We start from the raw sequence: 12,938 nt of genomic DNA, 5'->3' as shown, positions 1-12,938 counted from the left end.
GACCGTGCTTTCTCCCAGGTGTGTGCTGGGTGATAAGCGAAAGTCATCGGGTTGCCGCCCGGTGGCTTTCTTCGTTTTTCATTGTCTTTCCCTGACTCTAAATGACACCGGTGTTATTTACTAGCCATGACACGCGAAAAATATGCCTTTTACCTGCGGTTACGTATGGCTAGACATATGGCAAGCTATACGTAACCGCGTTTCAGCTGCACAGGGCTGTCTGCGCAGATTTACCATCACGGGACTTTTCCCAGTTCAGGCTGCGCATATTTACGCATACAACGAAAGCGGTTGCGCAGATTTACCACACACTCTGCGCTGATTTACCGATACGCAGAAAAAGCGTGCGCAGATTTACCCATACGGTGGCGAATTATCCAGAGCAATAGGTATACAGCAATACAGTAATACAGGTGCCATAAACCTGTATTACTGTATTGCTGTATGCCTGTAAACCTTTATTTATTGTTGTGGACGTATTCTTCGAGGTAGGTGCTAACAATCTCGCGGATGGTCACGCCTTTTTGGGCGGCGATGACTTTAAGTTCTGCGTGAAGGTCGCGGTCGATTTCAATCGTCATCTTCTTGACGTAGTCGCGGCCTGTGGGTTGGTGGAATGCGCTTCGCACTGTTTTCTTCTCGGCTGCTGGAGTTAGCTTCGTGGCTTTTTTCATTGAGGTTCGCGGGCCTTGCTGCGCCCTGGCGCGTTCTTTACTGGTGCTCATTTCATCATCTCCATGAGTTCGTCGGCGACGTGGTCGTAGCCGTGCATGTCGGGGCCTGGGCAGTATCCAAACGCTAGGTGCATATCTTCGCGTAGCGGGATTTCGGTTTTAAAGTGCGGCATGTGTTCCGCGTCGAGCGCTTCTCGTGCCGCGTCAAGGGCGCTGGTGCCTTTCCTGGCGAACGTCAGTAAGACTGCATGAGGTGTTCCGTTGACTGCGTCGCGCAGCTCCCATACTCGGGAGAGGTCGGCAGCAGCAGAACGGGTCGGAAGAATGATGAAGTCGCTGACTGCGATTGCTGCTTCGATAGCGTTCTCGTCTCCTGGCGGCACATCGATGAACATGAACTCATCGTCTCCGACGAGCGCTGCTTGCCTATCGACGCGCTTGGGGATGGACAGCTCAACCTCAAACGGTAAAGGATCACCTCCATCCTCTGCGCGTTCAGACCATTCCAGTGCCGAGCCCTGCCGGTCTAGGTCGGTTACGGTCACGGTCTTTCCTCGGTGGGCGAAAACCGTGGCAAGAAACATCGTTGTGGTGGTCTTGCCAACGCCGCCTTTGGCGTTAATGGCGGTAATGATCATGGCTTCTCCTAGGTGTATAAATCATTGCCCCTACCACTTTACAGGTTTAAGTAAATACTGCTTTACAGGTTTACAGTAATACATTTTTACAGGTGCCTGTAAAGACAAAAGAGCAGGCAGATAGCACTTTTATTTTTCTTTATCGTCAGACTCGGCAGAAAGTCCAGCAAGCATGATGCGGTAAAACTCGTTTTCAATGCTCTTTTCTTCGAAGTCCGCAGCGACGTGTTCCCAGTGGTATCCCTCCAATTGGGGCAGCATCGCTGTTACTGCCATCTTGAGGTAGAAACCACGACTGCGTCCGGTGCGAGCACACAGTGTGTCTAGGCGCTCGATGATGTCCTCTGGCATGCGTACAGATACCACGCGCCCGGAGGGGTGGGGTCCTTGAACCATTGACGTAAGTCCTTCCCTTGCCTGTCGTAAACATTGTTTACGTACTGTCTTTGGCAGTCCTACTCTTTTTCTCGTGAGCGTTATTTGCTTTCGTAAACATTGTTTACCATATGTCCGGAGTCCACAAGGGCGCGCGAAATTTTCTACAGTTCCGGGCTGTCGTTCTCCGGGGTGTCATCGAGCCAGTTGTCTTGGTCGCTGTCGTAGTCGCTATCTGTGGCGGCTTGCTGGTGGAACCGGGCGAGCATCTCATCATCTGCGGTGGTACTAATACCGAGTGAGTCGAGGACGTCCAGGGTGTTCTGTAGCGCCTGCTCGTCGCTGCGTTGGGAGCGCAGTTCGTCTAGCTCGGTCTTAAGCTGGCGAATCGGATCTGTAAAGCTGTCGCGATAGTCCACGGCCTGGTCATAGGATGCAGCTACCTTGTCGCGCACGGTGATTGCTTCGTCTAGGAGGGCCTGGTCGTTGTTGCCGTGGCGTAGCCTGCCGAAAAAGCCCCTCGAGTTCTTCGTGTCCTCGAACTCGCGCACTACAGCATCTTGCTTGGAATACTGCTGTCCGAGCTGTTCAACCTGCTGGTTAGCCTGGTCGTACTCACCACGCAGCGTCTCAAGCTGAGTGTTTACCCGTTCTATCTCGGCATCGATACGCTCCACGGCGTCATTGGACGGTGTAACGCTGTACTCGTTGCCTGATTCCGGTTCTGGCACCTCATCGGCGTTGTTGGCCTGGGCGCGAGCATGGAAGTCAGCAAAGCGCGCTTCGCGTTTAGCGGCAAAGCTGCGCATGTACTCACCCATGTCGGTGCCGAAAAACGGGTTATCGGTATCCGTTTGGGAAGGCTGGTTGACGAGTTTGGTCAGCTCCCAATCCTGCTTGGCCTGCCCAAACAGCGCCTGGGGTGTCTTATCGCCTTGCTCGCGCATTCCTGCGGACACCAGCAGGTCGCGGGCGTATTCGTCAGACTCACGACGGATAATCTGGCTCACCTGGCCATGCCCGGTCTCGGTATCTCCCGGCTGGGTCTCGGCGATATAGAGGAAGTTGCCCTCACGCCCACGGGTCATAGGAACGTAAACACTGGACTTATCTAGGTTGCCCACACCAGCAACAACGCGGGCCACATCCACGGTCGCGCCTTGGGAACTATGCCCAGTAGCGGCATAGCCCAGCTGGGTGTGTTTATCGAGGTAGTCGCGGTTTAGTGTCACAGTGGCTAAATCATCATCACACCGTCGGGCCGTAATGGAACCGTCTTTCCCGATGGAATCAACGACCCAGCGTTGACCATTGCGGACAACATCGCCGTTGCTGGTCACCAACTTCGCATCGTTGCGACGAGTCAGGATGACATCACCGACACCGGCTGTCAGTCCATCGGACAGACCTAGGCGGTGCTCAGGGTTAATCTCGCCGCGCTCGGCGCGAATCTTCTGCGCCGCAGCATTGAGCGCAGTGACCTGGTCGCGGGTTGCTGCAACCAGCAAGGACTGCTTTCCTGCGGCAGTATCATCACGCCACCCGGCCAACGCATCGTCCATCATTGCCGTAACCGATCCTGCGTGCAGGCGCTTGTTCTGCATGTACCACTCGGCGGCACGAGAAACGTCTGCTTCCTCGCCACCGCGCAGCCACTTCGATGCTTCACGCTCACCCGCATCACGCTGGCGGAACACCTCGCGTAGCTCAACGGCATCAGGCAATTCATGAGACAAGGTAGCCAGCAAGCCAGAACGAGCTTTCACCGCCGAGTATTGTTCTGGGTCTCCCACAAAGACCACGCGCGCGCCGGCAGCAGTGGCAGTCTCCAGCACACGGATCGTATCGGGGTTAGACACCATACCGGCTTCATCAACAACCACAACGGTGTCCCGGTTCCAGCCCAGCTTCACCGCTGTATGCTCCGGTATCAGATCGTCTGTGCCAACAAAAGCACGCGCAATCGTCATGGATTCATCAGCCACATTCTCACCGACCATCACATCCGCCGCCTTGCCGGTGGGAGCTAGACCAATAACATGCTTGCCCGCCATATTCCATGCGTGATGTGCAGATTTAAGTGAAGACGTTTTACCGGCACCAGCCGGTGCGACCACCACAGAAGCCAAATAGTCAGAGCCGACAACCGCGCGCATAGCATCAGCCTGCGCAGGCGAAAGCTCACCCTCAACCGGTTGAATCGACTCGGCGGTAACCCCGCGCTCCACGCGCGCGGTAGCCATATCAACGCCACGTTCAACCTCGTCGACCACCTCGACAGTGGTGTACTTCTGCGAACCTTCACGCTGGGTACTATCCAGCTCGCGGGACTTCTCCGGGGTCACCGACCATGTACCGTGCGCAGCCAACGCAGCATCAACCAGCCCCTCAACCGTAACCGTCATATCCTCCGGGGATATGGCACCGGGGCGGATAAGTTCTGCTACTTTCTCGGCTACATCAGCGCGGGTAAACGTGGAGCGTTCTGCGGCAACTTCCGCCAAAATTTGGGACGGTTTCGGCAAGAAATCCTCGGAAGATTCACGCGCATCTGCTTCATTTTTCGGCTCAAGTCCGGCCACAAACTCACGCACCTGCGCGCCGTGTTCAGCACGCGCCCACTCGATTTCCAACTCCTCTAGTGGGGTGTCGGTGTCCTTGGTACGCCGGGTAATTTTCTGCGCGATACGCTCATAGGCCGCACGGGTTTCAAGCCCATTGTCGGCCTGCCACTGGTCGATTTCACGCGCCCTGGTCGAGTACGACGCAATCAATTCTGGGTCATCAAGACCGACAATTTCAGCGCATCCATTGACCACGTCGCCGAACTCCACGCCGAGTTTCTGGCTCAAGATTTCACGCACCGTGGCTTGATACACCATGCCTGCCGCGCGCGCCTCATGGTACAAACTCACCCCATCGAGCGTGCGAACTTTGCCGTCTCGGCATAGCTGTTTATTCGCCAACAACACGTGTGAATGCACGTGCGGGTCGCCCGCACGTGAAGTGCGGTGCTCGTATTTCACGCCCGAAATACCCGCCAACTTTTCAACGACAAGACGTTTTCCGGCCGGCTCTTTTACTTGCTTTCGCGTGTAGCCGGCATGCTCCGACAAGTAATCCAGCGCCTGGGATACTGCCGCCTGGTGGGCCTCATCGACGATGCCACGCACGTCAGAATCTGCACCCATACCCCACAACAAGGAGACAGATTTCGGCGCACAAAAAGTCAGATCGAAGCCTGGAACACTATCCTTTCGCGGAGCATTTCCAAGCCCCGCACCGCTCGGAGCAACCGCCTTATTGAACCAATTCTCAACCGTTTTTCCCGACACAATCGCACCGTTGTCAGTGCCCAAAAATGCCGAAACCTCGGAGAGTTTTTCACCCCGAAGCCACACCGAAGCCGGTTGCTTTCCGTCCTCGGAATAGTACGAATCCGGCCCCCGATTCTCATCAACCGTGGACTGATAATAGGCCACGGAATGTGCACCCATCTTCGCGATAGTCAGCACGCCGCCACCTCCTGTCAATCACCACGGCGACCACCTGGACACCCCATTGGGCAACTTGTTGCAAATGTACCATGAAACTGGGCGCGCCAGCGAGCATAGGTCGCGGTCAGGGGCTGCTGGGTTGACCCAGGCGGTGTCGCCGATTTCGGCGGCGGCATGGGGTTCGTCGGCGGTGACGGTGCGGGTGTAGGTGAAGATGGTGCCGACGACGACCTCGCCCGGTTCGTTGGCGGCGGGAGCGTCGAAGGTGCCGAGTTTGTTGAGGCTCTCGGCATCGAGGGTGAGGCCTACTTCTTCGGCAACTTCGCGCAGGGCGGCGTCGACAAGCGCCTCGCCCGCCTCGGGCTTGCCGCCGGGCAGTTGGTACTTGGTGGAGGACTTCTTGCGCACGGTAAGCACGTGGCCTTGTGGGTTGCGGATGACGACGGCTGCTACTTCAATCATGGCTGCTGATTGTAGGCGGCCTAGAGCAGCGGCAGGAGCACGAGGGCGAGATTGAGTGCGATGACCAGCGCGGCAAGCGTCCAGCCCACGGCCATAGACCAGGGTTTCGCGGCGAACTCACCCATGACGTCCCGGGAGCCGGCATAGCGGAAAAGCGGGATGATGGCGAAGGGGATGCCCAGGGAAAGAAGTGCCTGGCTGACCACCAGTGCCATAGTGGGGTCGACCCCGCAGCCGATGATGACCAGCGCCGGGATGAGCGTGACCAGGCGGCGGACTAGTAGGGGGACCTTGATGTGAAGCAGGCCGTCCATGATTTCGGAGCCGGCGTAGGCGCCCACTGACGTCGAGGCGAGGCCGCTGGCCAGCAGGCCGATGGCGAAGAGAACGCCGGCCAGCGGGCCGAGGTGGCTGGCAATCGCCGTGTGGGCCCCGGAGATGGTCTCTGTGCCGTCCACGCCGTAGAGGGCCGAGCCCGCCAGGACCAGCAGGCCCACGTTGACGAGCCCGGCGATGGACAGCGCCACGGCGATGTCCGCGCGGGTGCCGGCCAGCACGTGGGGGATTTCCAGGTCGGGGTAGCGCTGCTTGGTCAGGGAGGAGTGTAGGTAAATGGCGTGCGGCATGACGGTGGCGCCCAACATGGAGGCGGCCAGCAGGATGCTGTCCTTGCCCTCTAGGCGGGGGATGAGGCCGCCGGCCACGTCGGCGGGGTCGGGCGGGGCGATGGCGAGGCCGGCAAGGAAGCCGATGCAGATGACCAGGAGCAGGCCGATGACAAGCCCCTCGAACCACTGGTTCTTCTTCTGGAAGATGAGGAGAATGATGGAGACCGCGCCGATGATGAGCGCGCCCGCGAACAGGGGGAGGTTGAAGAGGAGTTGCAGGGCAATGGCGCCGCCGATGACTTCGGCGAGGTCGGTGGCCGCGGCGATGAGCTCGGCCTGGGCCCACATGCCTAGGCGCGCGCGGCGGGAGAGACGCTCGCCCATGATTTCCGGCAGGGAGCGGTGGGTGACTAGGCCCAGTTTGGCGGAGTGGTACTGGATGAACATGGCCATGAGGTTGGCCACGACGAGTACCCACACCAGGAGGTAGCCGTAGTGGGAGCCGGCGCTGATGTTGGCGGCTACGTTGCCGGGGTCGACGTAAGCCACTGCAGCAACGAAGGCGGGGCCGGTGAGGCTGATTAAGGTCTTACGCATAGGCATCTCCATACCAAAAGTTCAACTACTTGAAGTCTAGTTTTCATCGCCATATGTTCAAGCCAGGGGGGTGCTTTCATTTTGTCCTGACCAAGTGTGCGCTGATTTACCCTCACGCGTGCGCTGATTTACCCTCACGCGTGCGCTGATTTACCCTCATTGAGGCAGTTATTCACAGGGTTTAACCTGCACGTTTATCTATTTTCACAGGTGGCTTATAACTATATCCCTGTATCTCTATACCCAGGGGTGATCAACCAACAAAACCGTTCACTACGGGTTACGGTTTAGGCTCCCGCCTCGCCTTGCGGCTCGTTGGGCTGCCGCCCAAATCAATAGATTTGGTTGCCACCAAACACTCCACTACTCAAGGCACACACGCATTCTCACTGCCCCACGAGAAAAGAAAAACAATCCAAAAATAAACCTCTCCCCAATTTCGACGACCTGACACATCCGCCCACTCCCCTCTACGCCCACCAGGGCGTGTCCGGGACACTCCGTAGTGTGGTGGGCATGAACTTTTTCAACCGACTCCGCGAGACTCTCACCCACCTAGACAACGCTCTAGACAACGCTGCCCACCCGCAGGCGGGCAGGCCAGTCTTTGCCGTCATTGACACAGAGACCACGGGGTTTAACAAGCGCTACGACCGCATCATTGAAATTGCCGTCGCCCGCTTTGATGAATCTTTCCGGCTTGTCGACCAGTGGCACACGTTGATTAATCCTGACGGCAAGCAGATTAAAAACTCCCACATCCACGGCATCACCAATGCTGATGTCGCCCACGCCCCCACCTTCCCAGAGGTCTACACCGAGTTCGCCACACGTGTAGATGGGCTGGTGCTCATGGCACACAACGCCCCATTTGATTCCAAGATGATTCTTGCTGAAGCCGAGCGCATCATCCCAGACGGGGAGGACGTGTACTTCCCATTCGTAGATACCATCGCCCTGGCTAAGCAAATGGTGTCCCTGCGCTCCTACAAACTCGCTTCCCTGCTTGACCATGTTGGGCTGAATAACCCGCAGTCCCACGCGGCTATCGCCGACGCGACCGCCACCGGACAGATGCTGAACAAACTTTTCGGACGCGAAGCGGCCAAGATTGCACGCCAAATCATCGACCAGGCCGTCACCTTCAACGCCGCCCACACCACCGGCTGGGGACTACCTTGCAAGCCCACCGCCACACGCCGCTAATCCCGTGCTCTGGCTAGGGGTGCTCCCACATCTCCACAGAGACCGGGTTACGCCCAGCAGAAGCAACCTGACGCAGGTTAATCGTGCGGTAGCTGGCGTACTCCTCCCCTTGCTCTACCGGCATAAGCATCGGCCATAAGCGGCTACTACCAGCAGGAATTAAACCCATAGCAATACCTATAACAATAGGTATAGTGCCGCGTATTACTCGTAGTTCTTGCAGCTGCTGCGCGCGCTGCCTACACTAAAGACGAACAGCCTGATTGTCGCGCACGCAGTCAGACTGGGGGGTTAAGGGTCAAAAAGTGTGTCCGGAATCGCGGATTTTCACGGATTGACCTGTAGGTTTCCGGAAAGTATATGCTCCGGAAGCATATATCTAGCCCCCGACGGGAAATCCTCGGTGTGGCAGCCGTGATGTGCTATGCGCGGCGTGGTGTGGTGTCGCAATGTCGAAGAACCAACCACGCTGCCACTGCGGCGGTGAAATGAAACGCAACGGCACCACCAGCAAAGGCACCACCAGATGGCGCTGCAAACAATGCGGCGCCTCCAGCGTCAAACGTCGAAACGACATCACCAACGCGGCAGTGTTCACCCAGTTCATCGAGCATTGCACCACCGCAATATCACTCGACGACCTAGCCAAACGAAACGGTGTTAGCCGCGCCACCATGAAGCGGCGCTTCAAGTGGTGCTGGCTCGTTGATGTGCCTGACCCCACCGCCGGCCACCACAAGCGGATCTACGACCAGGTATTTCTCGATGGCACCTACACCGCCGGTGGCTGCCTGATCGTCGCGGCGACCATCGACCACGTGATCGCCTGGCACTGGTGCAAACACGAAACCACCCGCGACTACCAACTGCTGCTTGAACGCATCGAAGCCCCACTCATCGCCGTCATCGACGGCGGCCAAGGCGCATACAGCGCAATCAAAAAGTGCTGGCCGACTACGAAAATTCAACGCTGCCTCGTCCACGCCCAACGCGTGGTCCGCCGCTACACCACCACCAACCCACGCACCGATGCCGGGCGCACCATCTACCGACTTGCGCTGAAACTGACCCGGATCACCACACTGGATGAAGCCGCCGCGTGGGGTGTGCAACTGCACGAGTTTTCAACGATCTACCGGGAATGGATGAACGAGAAAACCATGATCAAAGACCCCAAAACAGGTGCATGGACCCGCGTGTGGACCCACCACAACGTGCGCAAGGCCTACAACAGCCTCAACCATCTTTGGCGGTCCGAGATGCTGTTTGTCTACCTCAACCCGCCAGCAGGAGTCCTTGCGCCCGAGCGGATCAAATCCACCACCAACAGCTTAGAAGGCGGCATCAACGCCCAGCTCAAACTGCTCGCCAGAACCCACCGCGGCAGATCAGGCGAACGACAACGCCGCATGCTGGATTGGTGGCTCTACTTAAAAACGGAACTGCCTGACGATCCAGTACGAATCGCCAGGCAGTCCGACTGGGGCCAGGGCCAACTCGCCAAAGTATCCACCCTGACCCAAACCGAGAACCAAGCCGACCACGAAACAGGACGCCCAGCCCTCTACGACAACGCTATCGACACCGACTACACCCACTCAATCGGCATTCAAAAAGGCCAAATCTAACCCCCGCGACACGCCGAGCCAGACACACATTTTGACCCTTAACCCTCCAATGAGTGTCTACCCATCGTCTACCTCCCTTACGTCGTAGGGTCGTCCCCTCGCCTAACAAGACGCACGGAAACAGCCCACGTGAACGCGCGGACCAACCGCGCACCGACGAGGAAGCCACACACCCACGCAAGGCGGGGTGTTTGTGGACCATTAGTACTGTATCAACCGGGTGTGCACACACCCTGAGATTGTGAAGAAGTGCCCTACATCCTGCATTTATTCAAAATCTAAGTGTGGTCATTGACCGTTTAGGGTTATTGGGTGAGGTACTTATACAGTGTGGTGCGCCCAATGCCGAAGCGGCGGGCAACCTCCGCTTTCGGAACCCCCTCGCTCACCCACTCGCGCGCCTGCACTACTTGTTCCTCGTTGAGGACTTTCGCCCGCCCCTTATACACACCGCGCGCCTTGGCTTTCGCGATACCTTCGGCCTGGCGCTCACGAATAATCGAACGCTCAAACTCCGCCACCGACCCGAGTAGACCGAGCATGAGCTTGGCCACCGGACTGGAATCTAATGAATAGGTCTGCCCCTCCTTCAAAAACTTCACGGATACTCCGCGTTCGGCGAGTTCATCGACCAGTCGGTGGAGGTCGATAAGCGAGCGGGCAAGCCTGTCCATGCTCACCACAATGAGTTGATCGCCGGCACGCACATAATTAAGCGCCCCATCTAAGCCGGGGCGCTGGGTAGACGAACCACTCACCGTGTCGGTGAAGACGCGGAAGACTTTTTCCTTCTTCAACGCCGCCAACTGTCGGTCAAGATTCTGGTCTTTGGAACTCACACGCGCGTAACCGATTTTTTGACCCGTAACCACCTCTGGTTGTTCGGGAATGTCTAGAGGTAGTGACGGTTCTGTTTCATTACTCATAAACCCACCCTAGCGAACAGTGAATTAAACACGATGCATGTAATTCCCAAACTGTTCACTTAGCGTATACCCTAGAAAGCTCCTTACTGGGAGAACGTTGTTGGAAGCAGCTGCGGTCTGGCCCACACCGTAAGTAAGTAACGCTTGGACTCTTAGGGAAAGCCACCCAGAGCGTGCCCCTATCATGCACGCGCTGGATGGCTCCCTCTGTGCCAGCGGGGCAACCAAAGGGGCTTACTCGGGAGGGTAAATAAGTTAAGCCCCCTTGCCAGCACTACTGACTAACCAAGAGCATAACCACGCGACGTGGTTCCGCAACAGGAGCGGGACGTTAGTTTTGTTGCGAGTCTTGGTCGCTAAAAAACTCTGCGGCGTCATCGGTAAGCGCCTTCGCGATGTTTATTAGCTCATCTGCGTCGCCTTGCCAGTCACGCACTGCGGGAGTGCCCGGTAGTTGGTTGAGGACTTCGAGAAAGCGGGCGGCGGCGCGCAAAGCGCTGGCCACTTCGTAGCAATCCCCCTCCAGCTTGGCGGGAGAAGTATCAATCAGGCTCAGGTCGCGGGGTTCGTTGTACTCGGTAAGGAAGCTCATGGTCTCGACAATAGGCCGCCCCCGCGACATGAGTGCGGCCTATTCGAACAAGCATTGAGCTAGTCGTTGGTCGGTTTTCTGCTTTCCATTCCTCAATATGGGCAAGCCAGCGCACTTTGAATTCGGTGAGGTTATGGCGGAGGGTTGCGAGGTCTAGGAGAACAGAGGAAGTCATGCTTTGAAGCATATAAGCTGCCCTGCCCCTCAAGGTTTTCTTCAAGTGAGGTTTTATCTAACTGCCTAACGGCAGGGGAACCGTATATTGCTTACGGTATGAGACCCCTTAAACGTCCGGATAGTCACCGCTCTTCTTTAGCTCCGCGACATGCCTAGCAACCGTGGCGCGAGAGACTCCTACCTCTGCCCCTATTTCAGCCCACGTGGGAACTGTCCCTGTCTGGAAATACTGATCGTTCACCATTTGGCTAATACGGGACTTCGTAGATCGTCCTTGAGCCTTTTTCTTACGGTGCGTCTTTTCAAGCTTCGACCTTTGTGCTTGCGCATATTTGCCCTCGGGGTCTGTTTTCCAGCGTTGTGCGGCTTTTTGTCCGCCTCTGCGTCCCATCGTGGCCAAGGCTTTCCGCTCGCTGCTGGTGGCTTTACCTGGTGCGTTAGAGCCGCTGTAGGTCTCGCTCTTGGATTGGGCGACATACCCGCGCACGCGCCTTGCCATGGTTTGGCGGTCGCGCATGGGTGGCATCTCGTTGTCGCGGCCTGCACCGCCGTGGGTGTGTGCGACGTTGTAGGCGTGCTCATAGGCGTCGATGATTGCTGCGTCTGTCAGGCGTTGGCCTTGCTGGCGCAAGCGGTGGCCAGTCTTAAGCGCATGTCTAAAGGCTGTTTCGTCGCGTGCTGCGGTTCCTTGGACAATCCAGAGCACACGCACACCGTCGATAAGTTCCGGGTCATACTGGTCGAGACCACCGGCGATTTCCGCGTCTACGTCCTGGGCGAGTGCTTTGAATGCTTGGGCTTCTTCACGGCGGGTCTTGACCGCGTTGATAAGTTCGCGGCCAGAGCTGAATTGCTGGCGTGGGGTGGGGTTGAACTGGTCGTGTCCTGCCATATCCCTTACCTGCTTTATCAAGTCTCCAAGGCGCATCACCCGGTTGTGCTGCCTATACCAACGATAAGCGGTAGGGGCTTTGCCTGTGTAGAACGGGTTGCGGCTAAAGCGGTGGGAAAAGTGCGGGTCATGGTCTAAAAGCTCACCCAGCACACGCGTGGTTGCTGCAAGAAGCTTCATCTGCGCAGATTTACCGTTACGGTCAGCGTAGACAGGGTCAATAAGCCATATGAACTGGGCTTTGCCGTTAGTTGGGTTAATACCCACCCAGGCTGGCCCGACGCTATGAGTAATCAGTGAGCGCACCACGTCGCGGACGTACGGGTTTAAGTCTGCGGGGTCACCGCCTGCGGTACCTACTTGGTCAACGTCTACGACCAGGACGGCGGCGTACTGCTTGGTGGTGAGCATGGCGTACTCGCACCGTCCTAAAGCATCAGTCTCGAAGCGATACATACGCGGCGAGTTCGTGCCGTCAGCGTTGCGTCGATAGGCCTTTTTAAAGTCTCGTGTGACTGAACCGTGGAGTACATCGCGGCCTAGATGATCGCGTAAAAGGTCGCGGTCACTGGCAGATGCTGGGGTGTTGTCCAGTCCACCACGGTCGCGCTCGACGCGGGTAGGTGTTTTAGTGTGCGCATTCTGCGCATGAGTCTGTAAACTCAT

At 57.2% G+C, this 12,938-nt stretch carries 11 protein-coding genes; 2 read left to right on the top strand and 9 right to left on the bottom strand.

Features of this window, described 5'->3' with window-relative positions:
- Positions 1-458: 458 nt before the first annotated feature.
- The 6 genes from EF879_RS27085 to EF879_RS26550 form a co-directional block, all read right to left on the bottom strand.
- Positions 459-725 (bottom strand): hypothetical protein, encoded by a 267-nt coding sequence (locus tag EF879_RS27085; RefSeq protein ID WP_011117486.1) that lies wholly within the window; start codon positions 723-725, stop codon positions 459-461.
- Positions 722-1,312, bottom strand: coding sequence for a ParA family protein (locus EF879_RS26570; RefSeq protein WP_010993829.1), 591 nt, complete (start codon positions 1,310-1,312; stop codon positions 722-724). Before EF879_RS26570 ends, EF879_RS27085 begins: the two co-directional genes overlap by 4 nt.
- Positions 1,313-1,441: 129 nt before the next feature.
- Positions 1,442-1,708: a ribbon-helix-helix domain-containing protein gene (locus EF879_RS26565; protein WP_011117485.1), complete on the bottom strand. Its 267-nt coding sequence runs from the start codon at positions 1,706-1,708 to the stop codon at positions 1,442-1,444.
- A gap of 143 nt (positions 1,709-1,851) precedes the next feature.
- Positions 1,852-5,202, bottom strand: a complete 3,351-nt coding sequence (gene mobF, locus EF879_RS26560; protein ID WP_011117484.1) for a MobF family relaxase — start codon at positions 5,200-5,202, stop codon at positions 1,852-1,854.
- An 18-nt stretch (positions 5,203-5,220) separates the two neighbouring features.
- Positions 5,221-5,646 (bottom strand): NUDIX domain-containing protein, encoded by a 426-nt coding sequence (locus EF879_RS26555; RefSeq protein ID WP_011117483.1) that lies wholly within the window; start codon positions 5,644-5,646, stop codon positions 5,221-5,223.
- 20 nt (positions 5,647-5,666) lie between these two features.
- Entirely contained in the window at positions 5,667-6,851 is a 1,185-nt protein-coding gene (locus tag EF879_RS26550; protein WP_011272788.1) for an Nramp family divalent metal transporter, read from the bottom strand.
- Between the two features lie 516 nt (positions 6,852-7,367).
- Here EF879_RS26550 and EF879_RS26545 point away from each other — a divergent pair.
- Together EF879_RS26545 and EF879_RS26540 are read left to right on the top strand one after the other, a co-directional pair.
- Positions 7,368-8,057, top strand: coding sequence for a PolC-type DNA polymerase III (locus EF879_RS26545; protein WP_023022049.1), 690 nt, complete (start codon positions 7,368-7,370; stop codon positions 8,055-8,057).
- A 449-nt stretch (positions 8,058-8,506) separates the two neighbouring features.
- Positions 8,507-9,685 (top strand): IS256-like element IS1249 family transposase, encoded by a 1,179-nt coding sequence (locus tag EF879_RS26540; RefSeq protein WP_005323424.1) that lies wholly within the window; start codon positions 8,507-8,509, stop codon positions 9,683-9,685.
- Between the two features lie 305 nt (positions 9,686-9,990).
- Here the strand turns inward: EF879_RS26540 and EF879_RS26535 are convergent, their stop codons facing one another.
- The 3 genes from EF879_RS26535 to EF879_RS26525 all read right to left on the bottom strand — a co-directional run.
- Positions 9,991-10,611, bottom strand: coding sequence for a recombinase family protein (locus EF879_RS26535; RefSeq protein ID WP_023022028.1), 621 nt, complete (start codon positions 10,609-10,611; stop codon positions 9,991-9,993).
- 331 nt (positions 10,612-10,942) lie between these two features.
- A complete protein-coding gene (locus tag EF879_RS27080) occupies positions 10,943-11,203 on the bottom strand; it encodes a hypothetical protein (protein ID WP_148086566.1) in 261 nt (86 codons plus the stop codon).
- A gap of 283 nt (positions 11,204-11,486) precedes the next feature.
- Positions 11,487-12,938: replication initiation protein (locus tag EF879_RS26525; protein WP_010993828.1), on the bottom strand; the 1,452-nt coding region annotated here is incomplete at its 5' end.

Origin of the sequence: Micromonospora sp. HM5-17 (genome assembly GCF_003762835.1) — a bacterium.
GTDB lineage: Bacteria > Actinomycetota > Actinomycetes > Mycobacteriales > Micromonosporaceae > Plantactinospora.
Note: the sequence above shows the minus strand (reverse complement) of the source record. Positions and strands in the feature narration are given on the sequence as shown.

Excerpts from the sequence above, each read along its gene's own strand:
- EF879_RS26550 (WP_011272788.1), bottom strand. The coding sequence starts at position 6,851 with ATGCGTAAGACCTTAATCAGCCTCACCGGCCCCGCCTTCGTTGCTGCA.
- EF879_RS27080 (WP_148086566.1), bottom strand. The coding sequence starts at position 11,203 with ATGAGCTTCCTTACCGAGTACAACGAACCCCGCGACCTGAGCCTGATT.
- EF879_RS26545 (WP_023022049.1), top strand. The coding sequence starts at position 7,368 with ATGAACTTTTTCAACCGACTCCGCGAGACTCTCACCCACCTAGACAAC.
- EF879_RS26565 (WP_011117485.1), bottom strand. The coding sequence starts at position 1,708 with ATGGTTCAAGGACCCCACCCCTCCGGGCGCGTGGTATCTGTACGCATG.
- EF879_RS26555 (WP_011117483.1), bottom strand. The coding sequence starts at position 5,646 with ATGATTGAAGTAGCAGCCGTCGTCATCCGCAACCCACAAGGCCACGTG.
- EF879_RS26540 (WP_005323424.1), top strand. The coding sequence starts at position 8,507 with ATGTCGAAGAACCAACCACGCTGCCACTGCGGCGGTGAAATGAAACGC.
- EF879_RS26570 (WP_010993829.1), bottom strand. The coding sequence starts at position 1,312 with ATGATCATTACCGCCATTAACGCCAAAGGCGGCGTTGGCAAGACCACC.
- EF879_RS27085 (WP_011117486.1), bottom strand. The coding sequence starts at position 725 with ATGAGCACCAGTAAAGAACGCGCCAGGGCGCAGCAAGGCCCGCGAACC.
- EF879_RS26535 (WP_023022028.1), bottom strand. The coding sequence starts at position 10,611 with ATGAGTAATGAAACAGAACCGTCACTACCTCTAGACATTCCCGAACAA.